General features: G+C 58.6%; 9 protein-coding genes and 1 tRNA gene. 3 read left to right on the forward strand and 7 right to left on the reverse strand.

Annotated elements, in window-relative coordinates; all coding sequences use genetic code 11:
- The first annotated feature begins 53 nt into the window (after positions 1–53).
- Complete coding sequence (locus VO84_RS06915) at positions 54–2,384, forward strand: RelA/SpoT family protein (protein ID WP_082661798.1); 2,331 nt, start codon at positions 54–56, stop codon at positions 2,382–2,384.
- Here VO84_RS06915 and VO84_RS06920 read toward each other — a convergent pair.
- The 5 genes from VO84_RS06920 to VO84_RS06940 form a co-directional block, all read right to left on the reverse strand.
- On the reverse strand, positions 2,381–3,541 hold the full coding sequence (locus VO84_RS06920; protein WP_231737819.1) for an acyl-CoA dehydrogenase: 1,161 nt from the start codon (positions 3,539–3,541) through the stop codon (positions 2,381–2,383). The two genes, VO84_RS06915 and VO84_RS06920, sit on opposite strands and share 4 nt — an antisense overlap.
- Positions 3,542–3,667: 126 nt before the next feature.
- Positions 3,668–6,622 (reverse strand): protease pro-enzyme activation domain-containing protein, encoded by a 2,955-nt coding sequence (locus VO84_RS06925; protein WP_058186786.1) that lies wholly within the window; start codon positions 6,620–6,622, stop codon positions 3,668–3,670.
- A 247-nt stretch (positions 6,623–6,869) separates the two neighbouring features.
- The gene (locus tag VO84_RS06930) at positions 6,870–7,865 is read right to left on the reverse strand and encodes a tetratricopeptide repeat protein (RefSeq protein WP_231737820.1); all 996 of its coding nucleotides are present in this window, start codon (positions 7,863–7,865) and stop codon (positions 6,870–6,872) included.
- Between the two features lie 206 nt (positions 7,866–8,071).
- On the reverse strand, positions 8,072–10,102 hold the full coding sequence (locus tag VO84_RS06935) for an alpha/beta hydrolase domain-containing protein (protein WP_058186788.1): 2,031 nt from the start codon (positions 10,100–10,102) through the stop codon (positions 8,072–8,074).
- Positions 10,103–10,181: 79 nt separating this feature from the next.
- Positions 10,182–10,257, reverse strand: a tRNA-Thr gene (locus VO84_RS06940).
- A 91-nt stretch (positions 10,258–10,348) separates the two neighbouring features.
- Here VO84_RS06940 and VO84_RS06945 point away from each other — a divergent pair.
- Complete coding sequence (locus VO84_RS06945; RefSeq protein WP_058186790.1) at positions 10,349–10,615, forward strand: hypothetical protein; 267 nt, start codon at positions 10,349–10,351, stop codon at positions 10,613–10,615.
- Positions 10,616–10,645: 30 nt separating this feature from the next.
- Complete coding sequence (locus VO84_RS06950; protein WP_058186792.1) at positions 10,646–11,347, forward strand: DUF2007 domain-containing protein; 702 nt, start codon at positions 10,646–10,648, stop codon at positions 11,345–11,347.
- A 463-nt stretch (positions 11,348–11,810) separates the two neighbouring features.
- Here VO84_RS06950 and VO84_RS06955 read toward each other — a convergent pair whose 3' ends face one another.
- Together VO84_RS06955 and VO84_RS06960 are read right to left on the reverse strand one after the other, a co-directional pair.
- The gene (locus VO84_RS06955; protein ID WP_157439769.1) at positions 11,811–12,224 is read right to left on the reverse strand and encodes a hypothetical protein; all 414 of its coding nucleotides are present in this window, start codon (positions 12,222–12,224) and stop codon (positions 11,811–11,813) included.
- Positions 12,225–12,625: 401 nt separating this feature from the next.
- The gene (locus VO84_RS06960) at positions 12,626–13,342 is read right to left on the reverse strand and encodes a hypothetical protein (RefSeq protein ID WP_157439770.1); all 717 of its coding nucleotides are present in this window, start codon (positions 13,340–13,342) and stop codon (positions 12,626–12,628) included.
- Between the last annotated feature and the right edge of the window lie 12 nt (positions 13,343–13,354).

Consider the following 13,354-nt stretch of genomic DNA (forward strand, 5'->3'; position numbering starts at 1 on the left):
CTACCAAGCTCACCTGGAAGCGCCTCTTTACAGCAACGGGAATATAATGAATTATGGCGACTGTTCGGCAGTCAGTGACTTCGGGTGAGACCGGCGTTCCGCAGGGGTCTCAGGGAAATGCCGGACCCCATGCCGAATCCCGTCCTGTAGCCAAACCCAATCCCGCCACCTACACACAGGAAAGAATCAACGAGCGCTTTGAAGCGCTCGTCCGCCATGTGCAGGCCAATCGCCCCACAGAGGATAGTGCGCTCATCCGCAAGGCATGGGCCTTCTGCGTCACGCATCACGAAGGCCAGATGCGCGCCTCCGGCGAGCCTTACATCATTCATCCGCTCGAAGTAGCCGAAGTTCTCGCCGAGATGAAGCTGGACGCCACGGCCATTGCCGCCGCGCTGCTGCATGATGCCGTGGAAGACACGCCTGCCACCAGCGAGGAGATTGCCGCAAAGTTCGGCGATCAGGTGGCGCACATTGTTGAAGGCGTCACCAAAATCGACAAGATTCAGTTCGCTAATCGGGAAGACCGCCAGGCCGAGAACGTGCGCAAGATGCTGCTGGCCATGGTCACCGACATTCGCGTGGTTCTTATCAAGCTCGCTGACCGGCTGCACAATATGCGCACGCTTGAACACCTCAAGCCGGAGCGGCAGGAAGCGATTGCTCGCGAGACGATGGACATCTACGCTCCACTCGCGCATCGCCTGGGCATGGGCAAGGTTCGCGGCGAGCTTGAGGACCTGGCCTTCCGCTATACCGACCCGGTGAGCTACGAGCAGATGAGCGCTGAGGCCGAGTCACGCCGGGCGGAAGGTGAGCAATTTCTGCGCACGGTGGAAGACACGCTCGTTGAGCAGCTTCGCGAAAACAATGTTGAAGCGCGTGTCGAGTGGCGGATCAAACGCCTTTATTCCATCTTCCAGAAGATTGAGCGCGCCAAAGTCAGCTTTGACCAGGTCTACGATTTTCTCGCCGTTCGCGTCATCACGCAGGATCTCGCCGCCTGCTACGCGGTCTTTGGTCTGATTCATACGCTCTGGCGTCCCGTGCCCGGCCGCATCAAGGACTTCATCGCCATGCCGCGCGCCAACCGCTACCAGTCGCTGCACACCACGGTCATCGGCGAGGGCGGCCACCAGTTTGAAGTGCAGATTCGGACCGAAGAGATGCACCGCATTGCCGAGGAAGGCATTGCAGCGCATTGGAAATACAAGGCCCGCGAGGGTTCGATCACCACGCGCGATGAGGAGCGGCTCAACTGGATTCGCCAGCTTGTGGAGTGGCAGAAGGAGATGACCGACCCCAACGAATTTCTTTCAAGCCTGAAGATGGACCTCTACCCGGATGAGGTTTATACCTTCACGCCTAAAGGAAAGGTGGTTGTGGTTCCCGCGGACGGCACGCCGGTGGATTTTGCTTACACGATTCATACCGACGTGGGCCACTCCTGCGTGGGCGCAAAGATCAATGGGCGCATGGTGCCGCTCCGCACCAAGCTCCGCACTGGCGACATTGTTGAAATCATCACGCAGAAAGATCACAAGCCCAGCCGTGACTGGCTCACCTTCGTCAAAAGCCCGCGTGCCCGGAACAAAATCAAGCACTGGCTCAATGAGGACCAGCGCGTGCGCGCAGTCGATATTGGCCGCAAGCTGCTGGAGCGCGCTGCAAAGAAATTCAAGGTTCCGCTCAGCCAGGTTACGGATTCCGATCTCAGCCGCATTTCGAGCGAGTATGGCGTGGCTACCGCCGCAGATCTGCTGGCAACGCTTGGCCAGGGGAAACACTCCGCGCACCAGATACTGAATAAACTCGCTCCCGGCTATACCGATGTGCCGGAAGCAGAGCCCGTGGTCGAGCCCAAGCCCGGCGAAGGAGGCATGTCAGACGCCGTCCGCAAACTGCACCTGACCGGCTCAGACTCGCTGGAAGTGGAAGGCCAGAACGATCTGCTTGTTTATCGTGCGCGATGCTGTAATCCGATCCGCGGCGAAGAGATTGTGGGCTATGTCACGCGCGGCAAGGGCGTGGCAGTGCATGCGCGCGGCTGCCCCAACGTGCAGAACCTGCTCTATGAGAGCGACCGGCGCATCAATGTGGAGTGGGCACGAACGCCCGACCAGCCGACCAGCCGCCTGCAGCGCTTTCCGGTGCGCGTCACCATCTATTGCGATGATCGCGCAGGTATGTTGAAGGAGCTGACCGCTGTGATCTCCGACGACAACACGAACATCCGCAGCGTTGATACTCGCCAGACTGATGATGGCGAGGCTATCGTCGAGTTTGTTGTGGATGCTGAGGATGTGCGCCATCTGAACAAGATGGTTCTGGGCCTGCGCCGAGTTCCCGGCGTCCGCACCGTGCAGCGCAGCCAGCAGCTTTAGCTCTTCAGCACCAGTTTCGCAATTGTCATCAGCTGCATGTTCGAAGTGCCTTCATAGATTTTGCCTACCTTGGCGTCGCGATAGTATTTTTCCGCCGGATAGTCGCGGACGAAGCCGTTGCCGCCAAATATTTCCACACATTGGCTTGCCACGCGCTCCGCTACCTGGGAAGCGAAGAGCTTGGTCATGGCGGCCTCTTTCACATATGGCTTGCCTGCGTCCTTGAGCCGCGCGGCGTTGTAAACCAGGAGGCGTGCCGCTTCGATATCGGTGGCCATCTGGGCCAGCGTGAACTGCACTGCCTGAAACTCCGCAATCGCCTTGCCGAACTGCTTGCGCTCCTGCGCGTAGCGAGCCGCTTGCTGCCATGCGCCTTCCGCCAGTCCAAGCATCTGCGCGCCGATACCGATGCGGCCTTCGTTCAGTGTCTCAATGGCGATCTTGTAGCCCTTGCCTGCTTCGCCGAGCACGTTTGCGGCGGGCACTTCGCAATTGTCCAGAATCAGCTCACAGGTGCTGCTGGCGCGGATGCCCAGCTTGTCTTCCTTGCGGCCCACGGACAGGCCCGGCGTTCCCTGTTCAATGACAAACGCGGTGATGCCGCGATAGCCTGCTGCGGGATCGATCGTCGCAAAGACGATGAACAATCCTGCTTCGCGCGCATTGCTGATCCAGAGCTTGCGTCCATTCAGCCGGTAACCGCTGGCTGTGACCTCGGCGCGCGTCTGCAGGGCGAATGCGTCAGAGCCCGATCCTGCTTCGCTCAGTGCGTAGGCTCCAATGGTGTCTGCGGCCAGCTTGGGGAGCCACGTTCGCTTCTGTTCTTCGCTTGCCCAGCGACGCAGCGCATTCACCACCAGCGTGTTGTGCACATCCACCAGCACGGCCACGGCCGGATCGACGGTTGAGATCGCCTCGATCGCCAGTACAGCGTCAAAGAAGTTGCCTTCCGCGCCGCCGTAAATCTCGGGGACCTCAATTCCCATGAGACCAAGCTCGAAGATTTTATGCACAATCTCGGGAGCCATCTTCTGCTCTTCGTCCATGGTGCGAACGTGGGGAGCAATAGTCTCCTCAGCAAACTGCCGAACGGTGGAGTAAAAGAGATTTTCGTCTTCACTGAGCTGGGTAAGCGGGCCGGCGTGGGAATGAGTCAAGCAGTACATACCTCCGGAATCGGAGTTTATCAAAGGTGTCGTGGAATCCGCGTGCAATGAGAAAGGCAGGCGCCTGTTGAACGCCTGCCTTTCGAGTTTCGTGCTGGTCTTCGTGCTGCTTTGCGGTTAATCGATCACGAAGGAAAAGGTTGTGGTGGCAGTGATCGTAGCTGTCGCCGAGTCCTCCGCCTGGATTGTTGTGGTGTAGGTGCCCTTGGGCGGGTTGGAGACGGTGTTGCCGTTTGTACTGCCGCAGGCTGAGAGCGCCATACCGACGGTGGCCAGCAGCAGGACGGCAACCAGGCCGCGCAGCTTACGTGAGCGCCGTCCGATAAAGCCGATTGCCAATAGTCCGGCAAAGGCTATGCCTTCCGGAAGCAGGCTGCGAGGCTCGCTCTTAGCTGCGATCCGCTTGCCCATCAGCTCGCGCAGTTGGTGCATTCCGGTGCGCTTGACCGCGTCTGCTGTGAGGCAATCGGAGGCATTGGTGTCGAGAACCAGCTGCGTGCTCGCCGCAGAGGAGTTGCCGATCATTACCTCTCCATTGCCCGAGCTGTTGGCGCTTGTGAAGCCGCCGCACAGGTTGGCAAGCGTGTTATCGGAGGAGCCAAAATCCACACCGAGAATCACAGTGCCGGTATAACCGCCGCTGGGCGTCACGAGAATGGTTTCGCTACCCTGGCTGCCCTGGCTCACTGTCAGCGTAGAGGGAGTAGCGGAGACGGCGATGGCCCCGCTGCCGGAGCTGTTGGCCTGCACATTGACTGTCACACTGCCCGTGGACGCGCCGAATGTCGTAGTGGCCGGGAAGCTGGCAGTAATGGTATGCACGCCCGTGGTGGTGAAGGTGTTATTGAACGAAGCGGTGGCTGCGGAACCGCTCGTTGTAAGCGGGTACGAGGTTGCTGTTCCACCGTCGATGGAGACGCTCACAGATCCTGTAGGCACCGTAGTTCCGCTGGCTGCAGAGACCGTAATCGTGAAGGTATCGCTGGTATTCACCACCGGCGCTGCGTTCGAGGGCGTAATCGTCGTTGTGGTGCCGATGAGCGTGGATGTGCTCGACGGCCATGCAGTTACCAGGTTCTTCAGGTCGAGCGAGCCAAGTCCTGTCACCATGTCATAGCCCGTGCCGGCGGAGTAGCCGCCGCTGCCGGGGCAGGGTGATTCCGTGCACTCATTGGTGCCCGTTGTGATGTCATGGAAGGCCGTGGCATACGTGGCGGAGTTTGCGGCCAGCATATACAGCTGCGTGTTGGCGAGACCCTGACCCGTGGTGTATCCGTTGGCCTGATTCAGAATCGCCATCTCGCCAGCGAAGATCGGCGCGGCAAAACTGGTACCACCGGCAATGGTGAAGAAAAAGGTAAGGGAATCATAGAACTGGCCGTTGCCGCAGCTCGCTCCTTGTTGCTGACCCCAGTCGGTTGGATCGCTGCTGCAAAACAGATAGCCGGGATAGTTCGGCGAGGAATACAACGCCACATCCGGCACAAGACGAAACTTGCTGCTGGGGTTTGCCTCCCCCGTCTTGGTGAAGTACGCAGTTTGCCAACTGGGTTGAGCGGTCAGCGTACTGATTCCGCCTCCGCTGGCACTGACACATGAAAAGGACGCCGCGCAGTTGGGGTTGTCGGATGAATTTGTGTTGATTACGTCATCATTCCAGGCGACCTCAGGGATGTAGGAGAGCGCCGAAGTGAGCACAATCCCGTTGCTGGCGCTGGATGCCGAGCTCCAGTACATGCCTACCTGGTCGTTTGCTGCGGTGATCTCCGTGCCACCCACAGCGGTAACATACGCGCTGCTGGCCGGGTAATTTACTGCCACCCCATTCTGCGTCGCGGTAGGGAGGTCGGTGAATCCGTAGCAACCTGTGGCGCCTGAATCCCCCGAGGAGGCAATCACCGTCTGGCCCTGAGACATGGCCTGTGCGCCCCACGATTCAAAGGTCGTGAAGTCAGTCTGCGTCAGTTCCGGTTCGCACGAGCCGTAGCTGATGCTGATAATGTTGCCGATATTTTGATCTACGGCATACTGGTAGGACGCAAAGACGCCTAGATTCGAGCTTGCGCCTGTGTAGACAAAGTTGATGGTTGCTCCGGGAGCTGTTGCGCCGGAGTATTCGACGTCCAGGTCGCTCTCACCTTCATCGCCATCCGCATTGATCGCAGAGGCGCCTGTACCGGGAACCAGGGTCATGGTCGGGTCTTTGACTGTAAGGCCTGCCGCCTGCTGAAAGTTCTCAATGTCGCTATTTTGAATAGCCGACTGCCCCATGATGGCAATGGTCTGGCCTGTGCCGTTGTTTCCCGCACCGATGAGCGGGTTAATGTCATACGCGACCTTGATATCGCCGGGAGTGAAGAATACGTCCTCATCGCCATTGGAGTCGACGACGGTATAGAGAGGCCTGGCGGGCTTTGCCAGCAGCTTTCTATGGACAAGCATCGACCGCGGCTTAAAGTCATTGAGGCCCAGCACGCCCGAAACCAGCGGAGCTACGGCGGTGGGAATCGAAAGCGCGGTTGAAGGCGCCATGTGCTTGACGCCGGCCAGGTTGTAGTAGTGCATCTCGGTAGCGAAGGTCTGCTCCACGCTCCCAGCCGTGCCGGAGAAGTGAATCGCATTGCGGCTGCGGCTGATGGAGTCTACGGCGAATCCCTGTCGTTCAAGCCAGCTCTGCACCTTTTCGATGTCAGCATCGGCGACTCCGAAGCGCGCTGCAAACTGATCCGGCGTCAGCCACTGATGGAACTGCGGCGAGCCTGGAGTCTGTTGCGCCTTGAGCAACGTCTGCAGATTTGCTTCCTGCGCCGCGGAGCGACTGAAGGAGATAGTGACGCCGGTCAGCCTGGTATCGGCAGGAACGCGGCCTGCATCGAGCTGGGCAAGCGCCAGAGGGTGCTTTGAGCCTGGAAGCACGGATTGTTCACTGCTGTTGATTTCCGCTGAAATGCGTACCGCAGGGCTCTGGGCGACCAACGGACCAGCCGTTAGAGCCAATGCTGTAATTGCGCACCAGAGCTGCAACCGGGGGCGAAGCTGCCTCTGCTGAAAAAATGCATCTATCATCTTCATGGAATTTTCCTTGTGGCCTTACCGTAGATCGAGGAGAGGGGCTTACGTTGAGCCCACACAATCTATCTGGAGCCTGCGATCGAACAAATTCGACAGCGCAGAGCTTCATTCAGCTACTTCTTTCGGGAGACATGGACGAGAGCAGACTGAGAATCCCCCGAGTAAATAGACTCTTCTCTGGGCACAAAGTTGTGGTGACGGAGTTTTTGCCACAGCTGTACCCAAACAAAGGGCCTGAAATGTGCCCCTATTCTACTATCAGCAGATTCGCCTTAGCCTTGCCTCGGGCCACGAACCGGTTGGAGCGCCAGGCAATGGCCAGCTTTTCGCCACGCAGCAGCTTGCGAATCTGCCCGCGCGCATGGTCCGCCCAGGGGCCGTTACGGTCGAGCCGGACGTAAGACTGCCAGTGACGCAATGCGCTGCGCCGCTGCTCCTTGCGCTCATAGGCGAGAGCCAGATTATAGTGCGCGTCCGCATATTTGGGAGAAAGCACGACCGCCTGGCGGTAGGCCTCGATGGACTCGTCCGGCCTGTCCAGCTCATCCAGCACGTTGCCCAGATCGAAAAATGCCAGCACGTACTCGGGATCGGCCTTGGTGGCGCGGCGGTAGAGATCTTCCGCACGTTCGTATTTGCGCAGGTGGAAGTAGATGGTGCCGAGATTGATGTAGGCCGGGGCGTAGTCCGGATTGGAGACGATGATCTCCTCATATATAGCCATCGCCTGGCGCTTCTCCCCGGCTTCCTCGGCCTGAACGGCGGCCAGGAAACGAGTCTGCACGGGTGATGTGCTTGCATTGGCGCGGCGAAGCGGCTGCGGGGCCTTGGCGGCCTCTTTGCCTGGAACGTGCTCGAAGTCAAAGACAAGCTGACGGCGGATGGGATCAAAGATGCCGCCGAGATGGCGGAAGACGATCTGCTTGCCGGCACGGACGGCGGTTGCTTCCTGCAGCGGATTCGCCATTCCGGAGACGGCCTGCATGGCTGTAATCGAGTGACGAATTGAGGAAGCCGACACATCCTCGGCTCGAAGCAAGCGCAAGGTTCGCAGCGGGCCTAGATCCTGAACGGTGTAGCTCTCGCGCGCGGCGATGAGTCCGGCGCGTTCCCAACCCTGAAGCTGATGCGGTGTGATTTGGAGAATCCGCAAAACGTCGTGGCGGCTGAAGTTCTGGCAAGCGCTGATTTCAGCGGCGCCTGCCTGACTCACTTGACCTGGGCGGCTAAGGTACTGGCTCACTCGTCTTTGCTCCCCTGGTTTCGTCTGACGCGACCGAATCTCGATTACGATCTTCGCTCCGCCTGGACATTGCGTGGATCAGGAGGAACCGCTCTTGCTGCGATTATGCCAAGAATAAGCGTGGATAAGCTGTCCTGAATTAAGACTGAGCAAAAAAAGCTGGTGGATAACAGTACCTGACTTGGTTCACGAACTCAGCTAACCCGTCATCGGAGGGCTTCCATCCACTCCTGTTTGGCGCGGGCCATCATGGCGTCGCGGTCCTCTGGCAGAATCCAATGCTGACGGATCAGTTCATCGACGGCCTGGCTGTATCGGGTTAGATAATCTTCTTCGCTGGAATAGCGCTCGGCGATTGAGAGACGCGGGTCGCCGGTTTTCTTCCGCTCCTCGGCGTTTTTTGGGAAGGCGATCCACGAGCCCTCAAATGCGAGTCGCTCGGCAGGCGCTCCGATGGAGGGATCGCGGAGATTCCAGCCGGTGACCGTGGCGAGCGGGATCGTGATTTCGGGAAGGCGAACGCCGTCTTTTTCGTTGCCGTCGGCGTCGACCTGCGGCACCAGGACAGGAAAGGCTGCGCTTACTTTGGGAGGCTGGATGGTGGCAATTCCCTGCTTCCACTCGGGTCCGAAATCGAGATGGACGGCTCCATTGGCTTCATATGGGAGATTCACGCCGGGAAGTTTTGGGAAGTTGTACTTTTCGATTGGGGCGAGCGTGCCGTCTGCGATGCGCGGATAGCTACTGGGCGGTGGCTCCGTGCCGCTGCGTACCCAGGCGTCCATATTGGTGATCATGGCGCGCCAGAAATATCGGACTGGCAGAGGCGATTGCGGCTCCTGTCCGTCGCCGTCGCCCTTTCCGATTGCCAGCGGCCATGGGCCGGAGAAATGCTGCAGGCCGGTCAGGTGGTAGATGCGGACATTGCTGGAGATTGTTGCGTCGCGCTTGCCGTCTGCGGTGATGTGGATCAGGGCAGCGGCGCGGCCCCAGTATTCGTAAGAGGTATTGGAGAAGAAGATTTTCGGAGCTGTTTTGTCTGCTACGGCGCGGTCGAGGAGGCCGGCCTTCTCGCCGGTTGTGGGGTCGGTTTCCGGCTCGTCTGTGAAGGGGAATATGTCGACCGGATAGAAGACCGACGATGTTGGCTGCGCGTCACGCGAGGGCTGCGCGAAACGGTAATTGAAGTTTCCACGGCCGGCTCCGGCTACGTGCGCGAGGACCCCATCGAGCGCCATGCGGCCTTCTTCATCTGTGTTGAAGCCCTGATAAAGGAAGTCGCGGAGAAAGCGACCGTTCTGCGAGATACCCTCTCCGTAAACGCGCGCGGCGGGTGTGAGTGTGTTCGGATCGTGCTTGGCCCAGGAGGCGAAATCGCGGAAGGCTGCGAAGCTACCGCCTGCGACTACCGGATCGGAGGCGACGTAGACGTACTCGTAGATTTTGCCTTCTTCGAAGCCGCCGTCGAGATGAATGAAGCGGTCGCTTGGAACGAGTTTGCCATCGACTGTATGCGCGAACTGCCATTGTGCGCGCGGGATGAGCCGGCGTGGAGCGTTGCGGGAGTCGCGTACGGTGAGGGTGTTTCTCGCGTCGTCAGGGGCGCTGACGGCGTACTCTGTGCCGCCGATGTTGCCGCCTGTGAGATGGCCGAGCGGAATTTCAGGCATGGGTTTTGAGAGCATCAGGTCTCCGCGCACGAGGCCTGTGATGGTCTTGCCGTTTTCCCTGGCAATGGGCGCGTGAAAGCCTAGCGCTCCAGCTCCGGCTGCATCCCACTGCCAGCCGAGGGTCACGAAGGAAAAGCCCTGGCGCAGGAGCCATGCGTCTCCGGCGTCTTTGGCTATATTCCAGTCACCGCCATCGACGAGGTGAATGATGCCGCTGCGGCCGCGGTTGGGATTTTCAAGCAGCAGCGAGCCGTTGCCCAGCTTTGGGTTCTTGGGCTGGATGGCCATGAAATCTGCTGAGAATTCGACTTCGCCATTGCGAAGATTTATGGCGTTTTTGAGGTCTACGATGGCGGCGTTTTGAGGATTGTTTACGGGAATGGAGAAGTAGATGGTGCCCGTGATGCGCTCGTATGCGCCTGCCGCGCCGAAGATTTTGCCGTCCAGTACGTCTTCACGCGAGGCGATCTCTACGCGCTCTACGTGCGCGAATAGAGTTTTTGCAAACAGCGCCAACAGCAGCAGTGAGAGCAAGCAGGAGAGTTTTCTGGACAATTTCCCGAACATGGACGGAGGCTACCATAGGCTGCTCGGTATACCGAGGAGATACAGTCGTCCTAAGTGATAAAGAAAGAACGCGGAAGGATGGAGCCGACGACCGGAATTGAACCGGTGACCTACTGATTACGAATCAGTTGCTCTACCAGCTGAGCTACGTCGGCGCACTCTCCTGATTGTATCGTTGGCTGCTATTTCGGTAAAGTTGTGACTTCATCGTTCGGCTAGTGTCTCTTGTATCGAAAGGGGAACGCCTTGCCCGCGCAGACCATTCTTGGACAGTCCGTGCTGCTTGCTTTTCGTATCGCCCTGGTGTGGGCGGGAGGAATTCTATTTGCCGTGATTGTGAGAGCGGTGCTGCCGGACAATCTTGGCTTCAACATTCACTTGAAAGATGGCGGCATTCTGCTTCCGTTCAGCCGCGTGGCTTTCTGGACGTGCATCTGGGCGGCGATTACGGTAACGGTGCGGGTGGTGATTCGGTCGATGTTGACCGACTTTGGAATTCGGCCGCAGCCATGAAAGGCGATTGGCTCTTATACTGCTTACACTATGGAAGATGATCTGAACGAACAGTGGCGAAAGCTCTCTGAGCACTATGCGCAGATGTACGATGGCGAGCTGGTGCGGCTTGCTGGCCGGTATTCCGACTTGACCAATGTGGCAAGGGAGGTTCTGCGCGTCGAGATGGGGAAGCGTGGGCTGGGCGATCCGGAGAAGCCTGCGGAGGTGCAGCAGGATTCGGGGCGATTGCGATTTGATCGCGGTGTTGAGTTGGATGGTGATGTGGAGCACGTCGACGATGTTGAAGATGGTGCGCCGCCGCATGAGTACACGTGGAAGACGGAGTTGTGTGAGTGCGATACCCGCGAACAGGCTTGGCAGCTCAGAGAAATGCTGGACCGCGCCGGCATTGATAACTGGTTGCTCGATCCGACCCGATACTTCGCTACTCCTGCTCTCGATGTAACTGGCTTTCGCATTCAGGTTGCTGCAGATCAACTTGAGGAAGCGCGGAGAATCATTGCGCAGCCGATTCCACAAGAGATTGTGGATGATTCCAAAATGGAAGTTCCGGATTTCTCAATGGCCAAGTGTCCGCAATGTGGAACCGAAGATCCAGTTCTGTGTACTGAAGAGATAAAAGACGGTGATCGACTACCGGGTACATCAAGTTGGGCGAATTGCTGGCGCTGCGAAGCCTGTGGGAATGAGTGGTCTGATCCCATCGGAGCCGAAGGCGGCAGAAATTAGGACTTAGAAACGGAAAGAGCCGCCCCGGCAATGGGCAGCTCCTTCCTAGGGAGAATAGTTCCAACGGAGGCAAGGCCATCAGAACTTTCTGGCTGCATAGTAGGGTTGCGCGAAGGGCGTGTCAAGGAGAATTCGAAAGCTAAATATATTACTTATTATCAATAGCTTACGCGAGTTGCGGATTTTGAGACGCTGCGCAGGGCCTGACGATCTCTTCGCCTTTTATTCTATTGAATTTGTTGGGTTTTGCCCGTATTTTCTGGGGTTTTTGTCCTTTTTTCCACAGCATATCCACGCGATTTTGACCGCGCTGGCTGAAATGAACAGCGCGGTGAAAATTGCAAGCCCCCTGGTACCTGGATCGGCACGATGCCGGTCGTACTACCCAAGAGCGGTTTCGAGTTGAGACTCTTTGCACCATTTCTGGTGCAGAGGGGATGGGGGAGGGGGGTGGGGGTGGGGGTCATGCGGCGGCTTCGGTGGCTCTGGCCGGATCCTGCGCCACTGCTTTGGCCTCCGCCCGATAGGAGCTGAGGATGACCTGGGCGGCGTAGAGGAGCTTGGGGCCGTGGTTGGGATCAATGACGTCGAGCGCCATGGCGTGGGCGATGCAGGCAGCGTAGTCGCGGACGTTCTGGCGCGAATCGAGTTCGGGCAATTGGGCCAGGAAGGCGTTGGATCCGGCGGCGAAGATGGTCTGCTGAGTTGCAGCCTTGGCGATCTCTTCGCGGGAGTGGCCATGGTGATATGGATTCTTCAGGAGACGGTCGACTTCCTCTTCAGTGGCAAGGAAGAGGGCGAGGTTCCGGGCCTCGCAGCAGCTCTTGAGGGCGGGATTGCGGTACGGGTGGGTGCAGGGCTCGACGTTGTAGCTCATGGCGGTCTCCTTGAGTTTGGGCAGAAAAAGAAACGGCGCGACCTGGAGGCCGCGCCGTCTGTTTTTCTGCTCTATATTGATTGTCGCAAAAGGAAAGTTAATTATGTGCAAAGTGGACGAAAAATGTTGATCTTTAGAATCAGCGAGTTAGAAACTATTTTTCGATTTGGGGCTTGACAAGTTTTCCACAGGGGGTGGACTTGGCCTGTTTTTGTGCTGTCCTACCCGTGCGACAAAAGCAAAAGCAGGTTCTTCGACTCACCACCCCTAAACTGAAAAACGTTTGGGGCCCCGTTAGCTCAGGATGACACTTCATTGGGGTGAGCAGGCTTTGCTCAGGGTAACACTCGTTGTCTTTGGGGAGAGCAATTTCGTCCAGGATGACACTCGTTGTTGGGGCTTCAGGCGCTGCGGCGGTTGCCGAAGAGGAAGCTGAAGAGGCCGGGGCGCTGTTTTTGCGGGAGTGTGGGGGAGGGCTGCATGGAGATGCGCTTCTGGGCGTCGAAGGCTGCCTGGACGCGGGGGTCGAGGCGGAGCGTGGAGACCGGCTGGGGTGCGCGGGCGGTGAGGGGCTGCATCTGGGGGCGCGGCGTCTGGGGAGGGCGCAGCTCCGTCATCAGTTGCTGGAACTGCCGGATTTGGGCGCGGAGGGATTCCACCTCAAGGACGCAGGAGCGGACATAGGCGGAGACGGCGATGTTGTTTTCCACAGCGCGCTTGCGGAGAAGCTTGTTTTCGCCCGCGGTGAAGCGGATGGTGGTGCGGGCGTGGCGGGGCTCGATGATTTCGAGTGGTCTGAATTCCTGAGCTCTGGGTTCCAGGGATTTGGGGGAGGGCTGGATGGCCAGAGCGGTTTTGGAGGCTGGTTTTAGGGGTTGAGAGTTCCCTGCCCTGTTTGCTTTGAGGGCCGGGGTGCGGAGTGCGTTCTCGTAGCTGAGGGAGGCGAGATCTTCTTCGCCTGCCTCGGCTGGTTCGGAGGATGCGTACGTGCCGGATGGCTCGACAGCCGGATCGGAATCCCAGTCGGGCAGATCTGCGAGCCGGGCCAGGAAGGCTGCGAAGCTGTCCGGCTGGATGCCGGGGTTGGGGGAGGGTGCGAATGCTGTCGAGGTCTGCATGAGTGGAAGCAT

Source organism: Occallatibacter gabretensis (genome assembly GCF_001449115.1).
GTDB lineage: Bacteria > Acidobacteriota > Terriglobia > Terriglobales > Acidobacteriaceae > Telmatobacter > Telmatobacter gabretensis.

What these genes read in the sequence shown, in the direction of transcription:
- VO84_RS06915 (WP_082661798.1), top strand. Translation starts at nt 54, where the DNA reads ATGGCGACTGTTCGGCAGTCAGTGACTTCGGGTGAGACCGGCGTTCCG.
- VO84_RS06925 (WP_058186786.1), bottom strand. Translation starts at nt 6,622, where the DNA reads ATGAAGATGATAGATGCATTTTTTCAGCAGAGGCAGCTTCGCCCCCGG.
- VO84_RS06935 (WP_058186788.1), bottom strand. Translation starts at nt 10,102, where the DNA reads ATGTTCGGGAAATTGTCCAGAAAACTCTCCTGCTTGCTCTCACTGCTG.
- VO84_RS06950 (WP_058186792.1), top strand. Translation starts at nt 10,646, where the DNA reads ATGGAAGATGATCTGAACGAACAGTGGCGAAAGCTCTCTGAGCACTAT.
- VO84_RS06955 (WP_157439769.1), bottom strand. Translation starts at nt 12,224, where the DNA reads ATGAGCTACAACGTCGAGCCCTGCACCCACCCGTACCGCAATCCCGCC.
- VO84_RS06960 (WP_157439770.1), bottom strand. Translation starts at nt 13,342, where the DNA reads ATGCAGACCTCGACAGCATTCGCACCCTCCCCCAACCCCGGCATCCAG.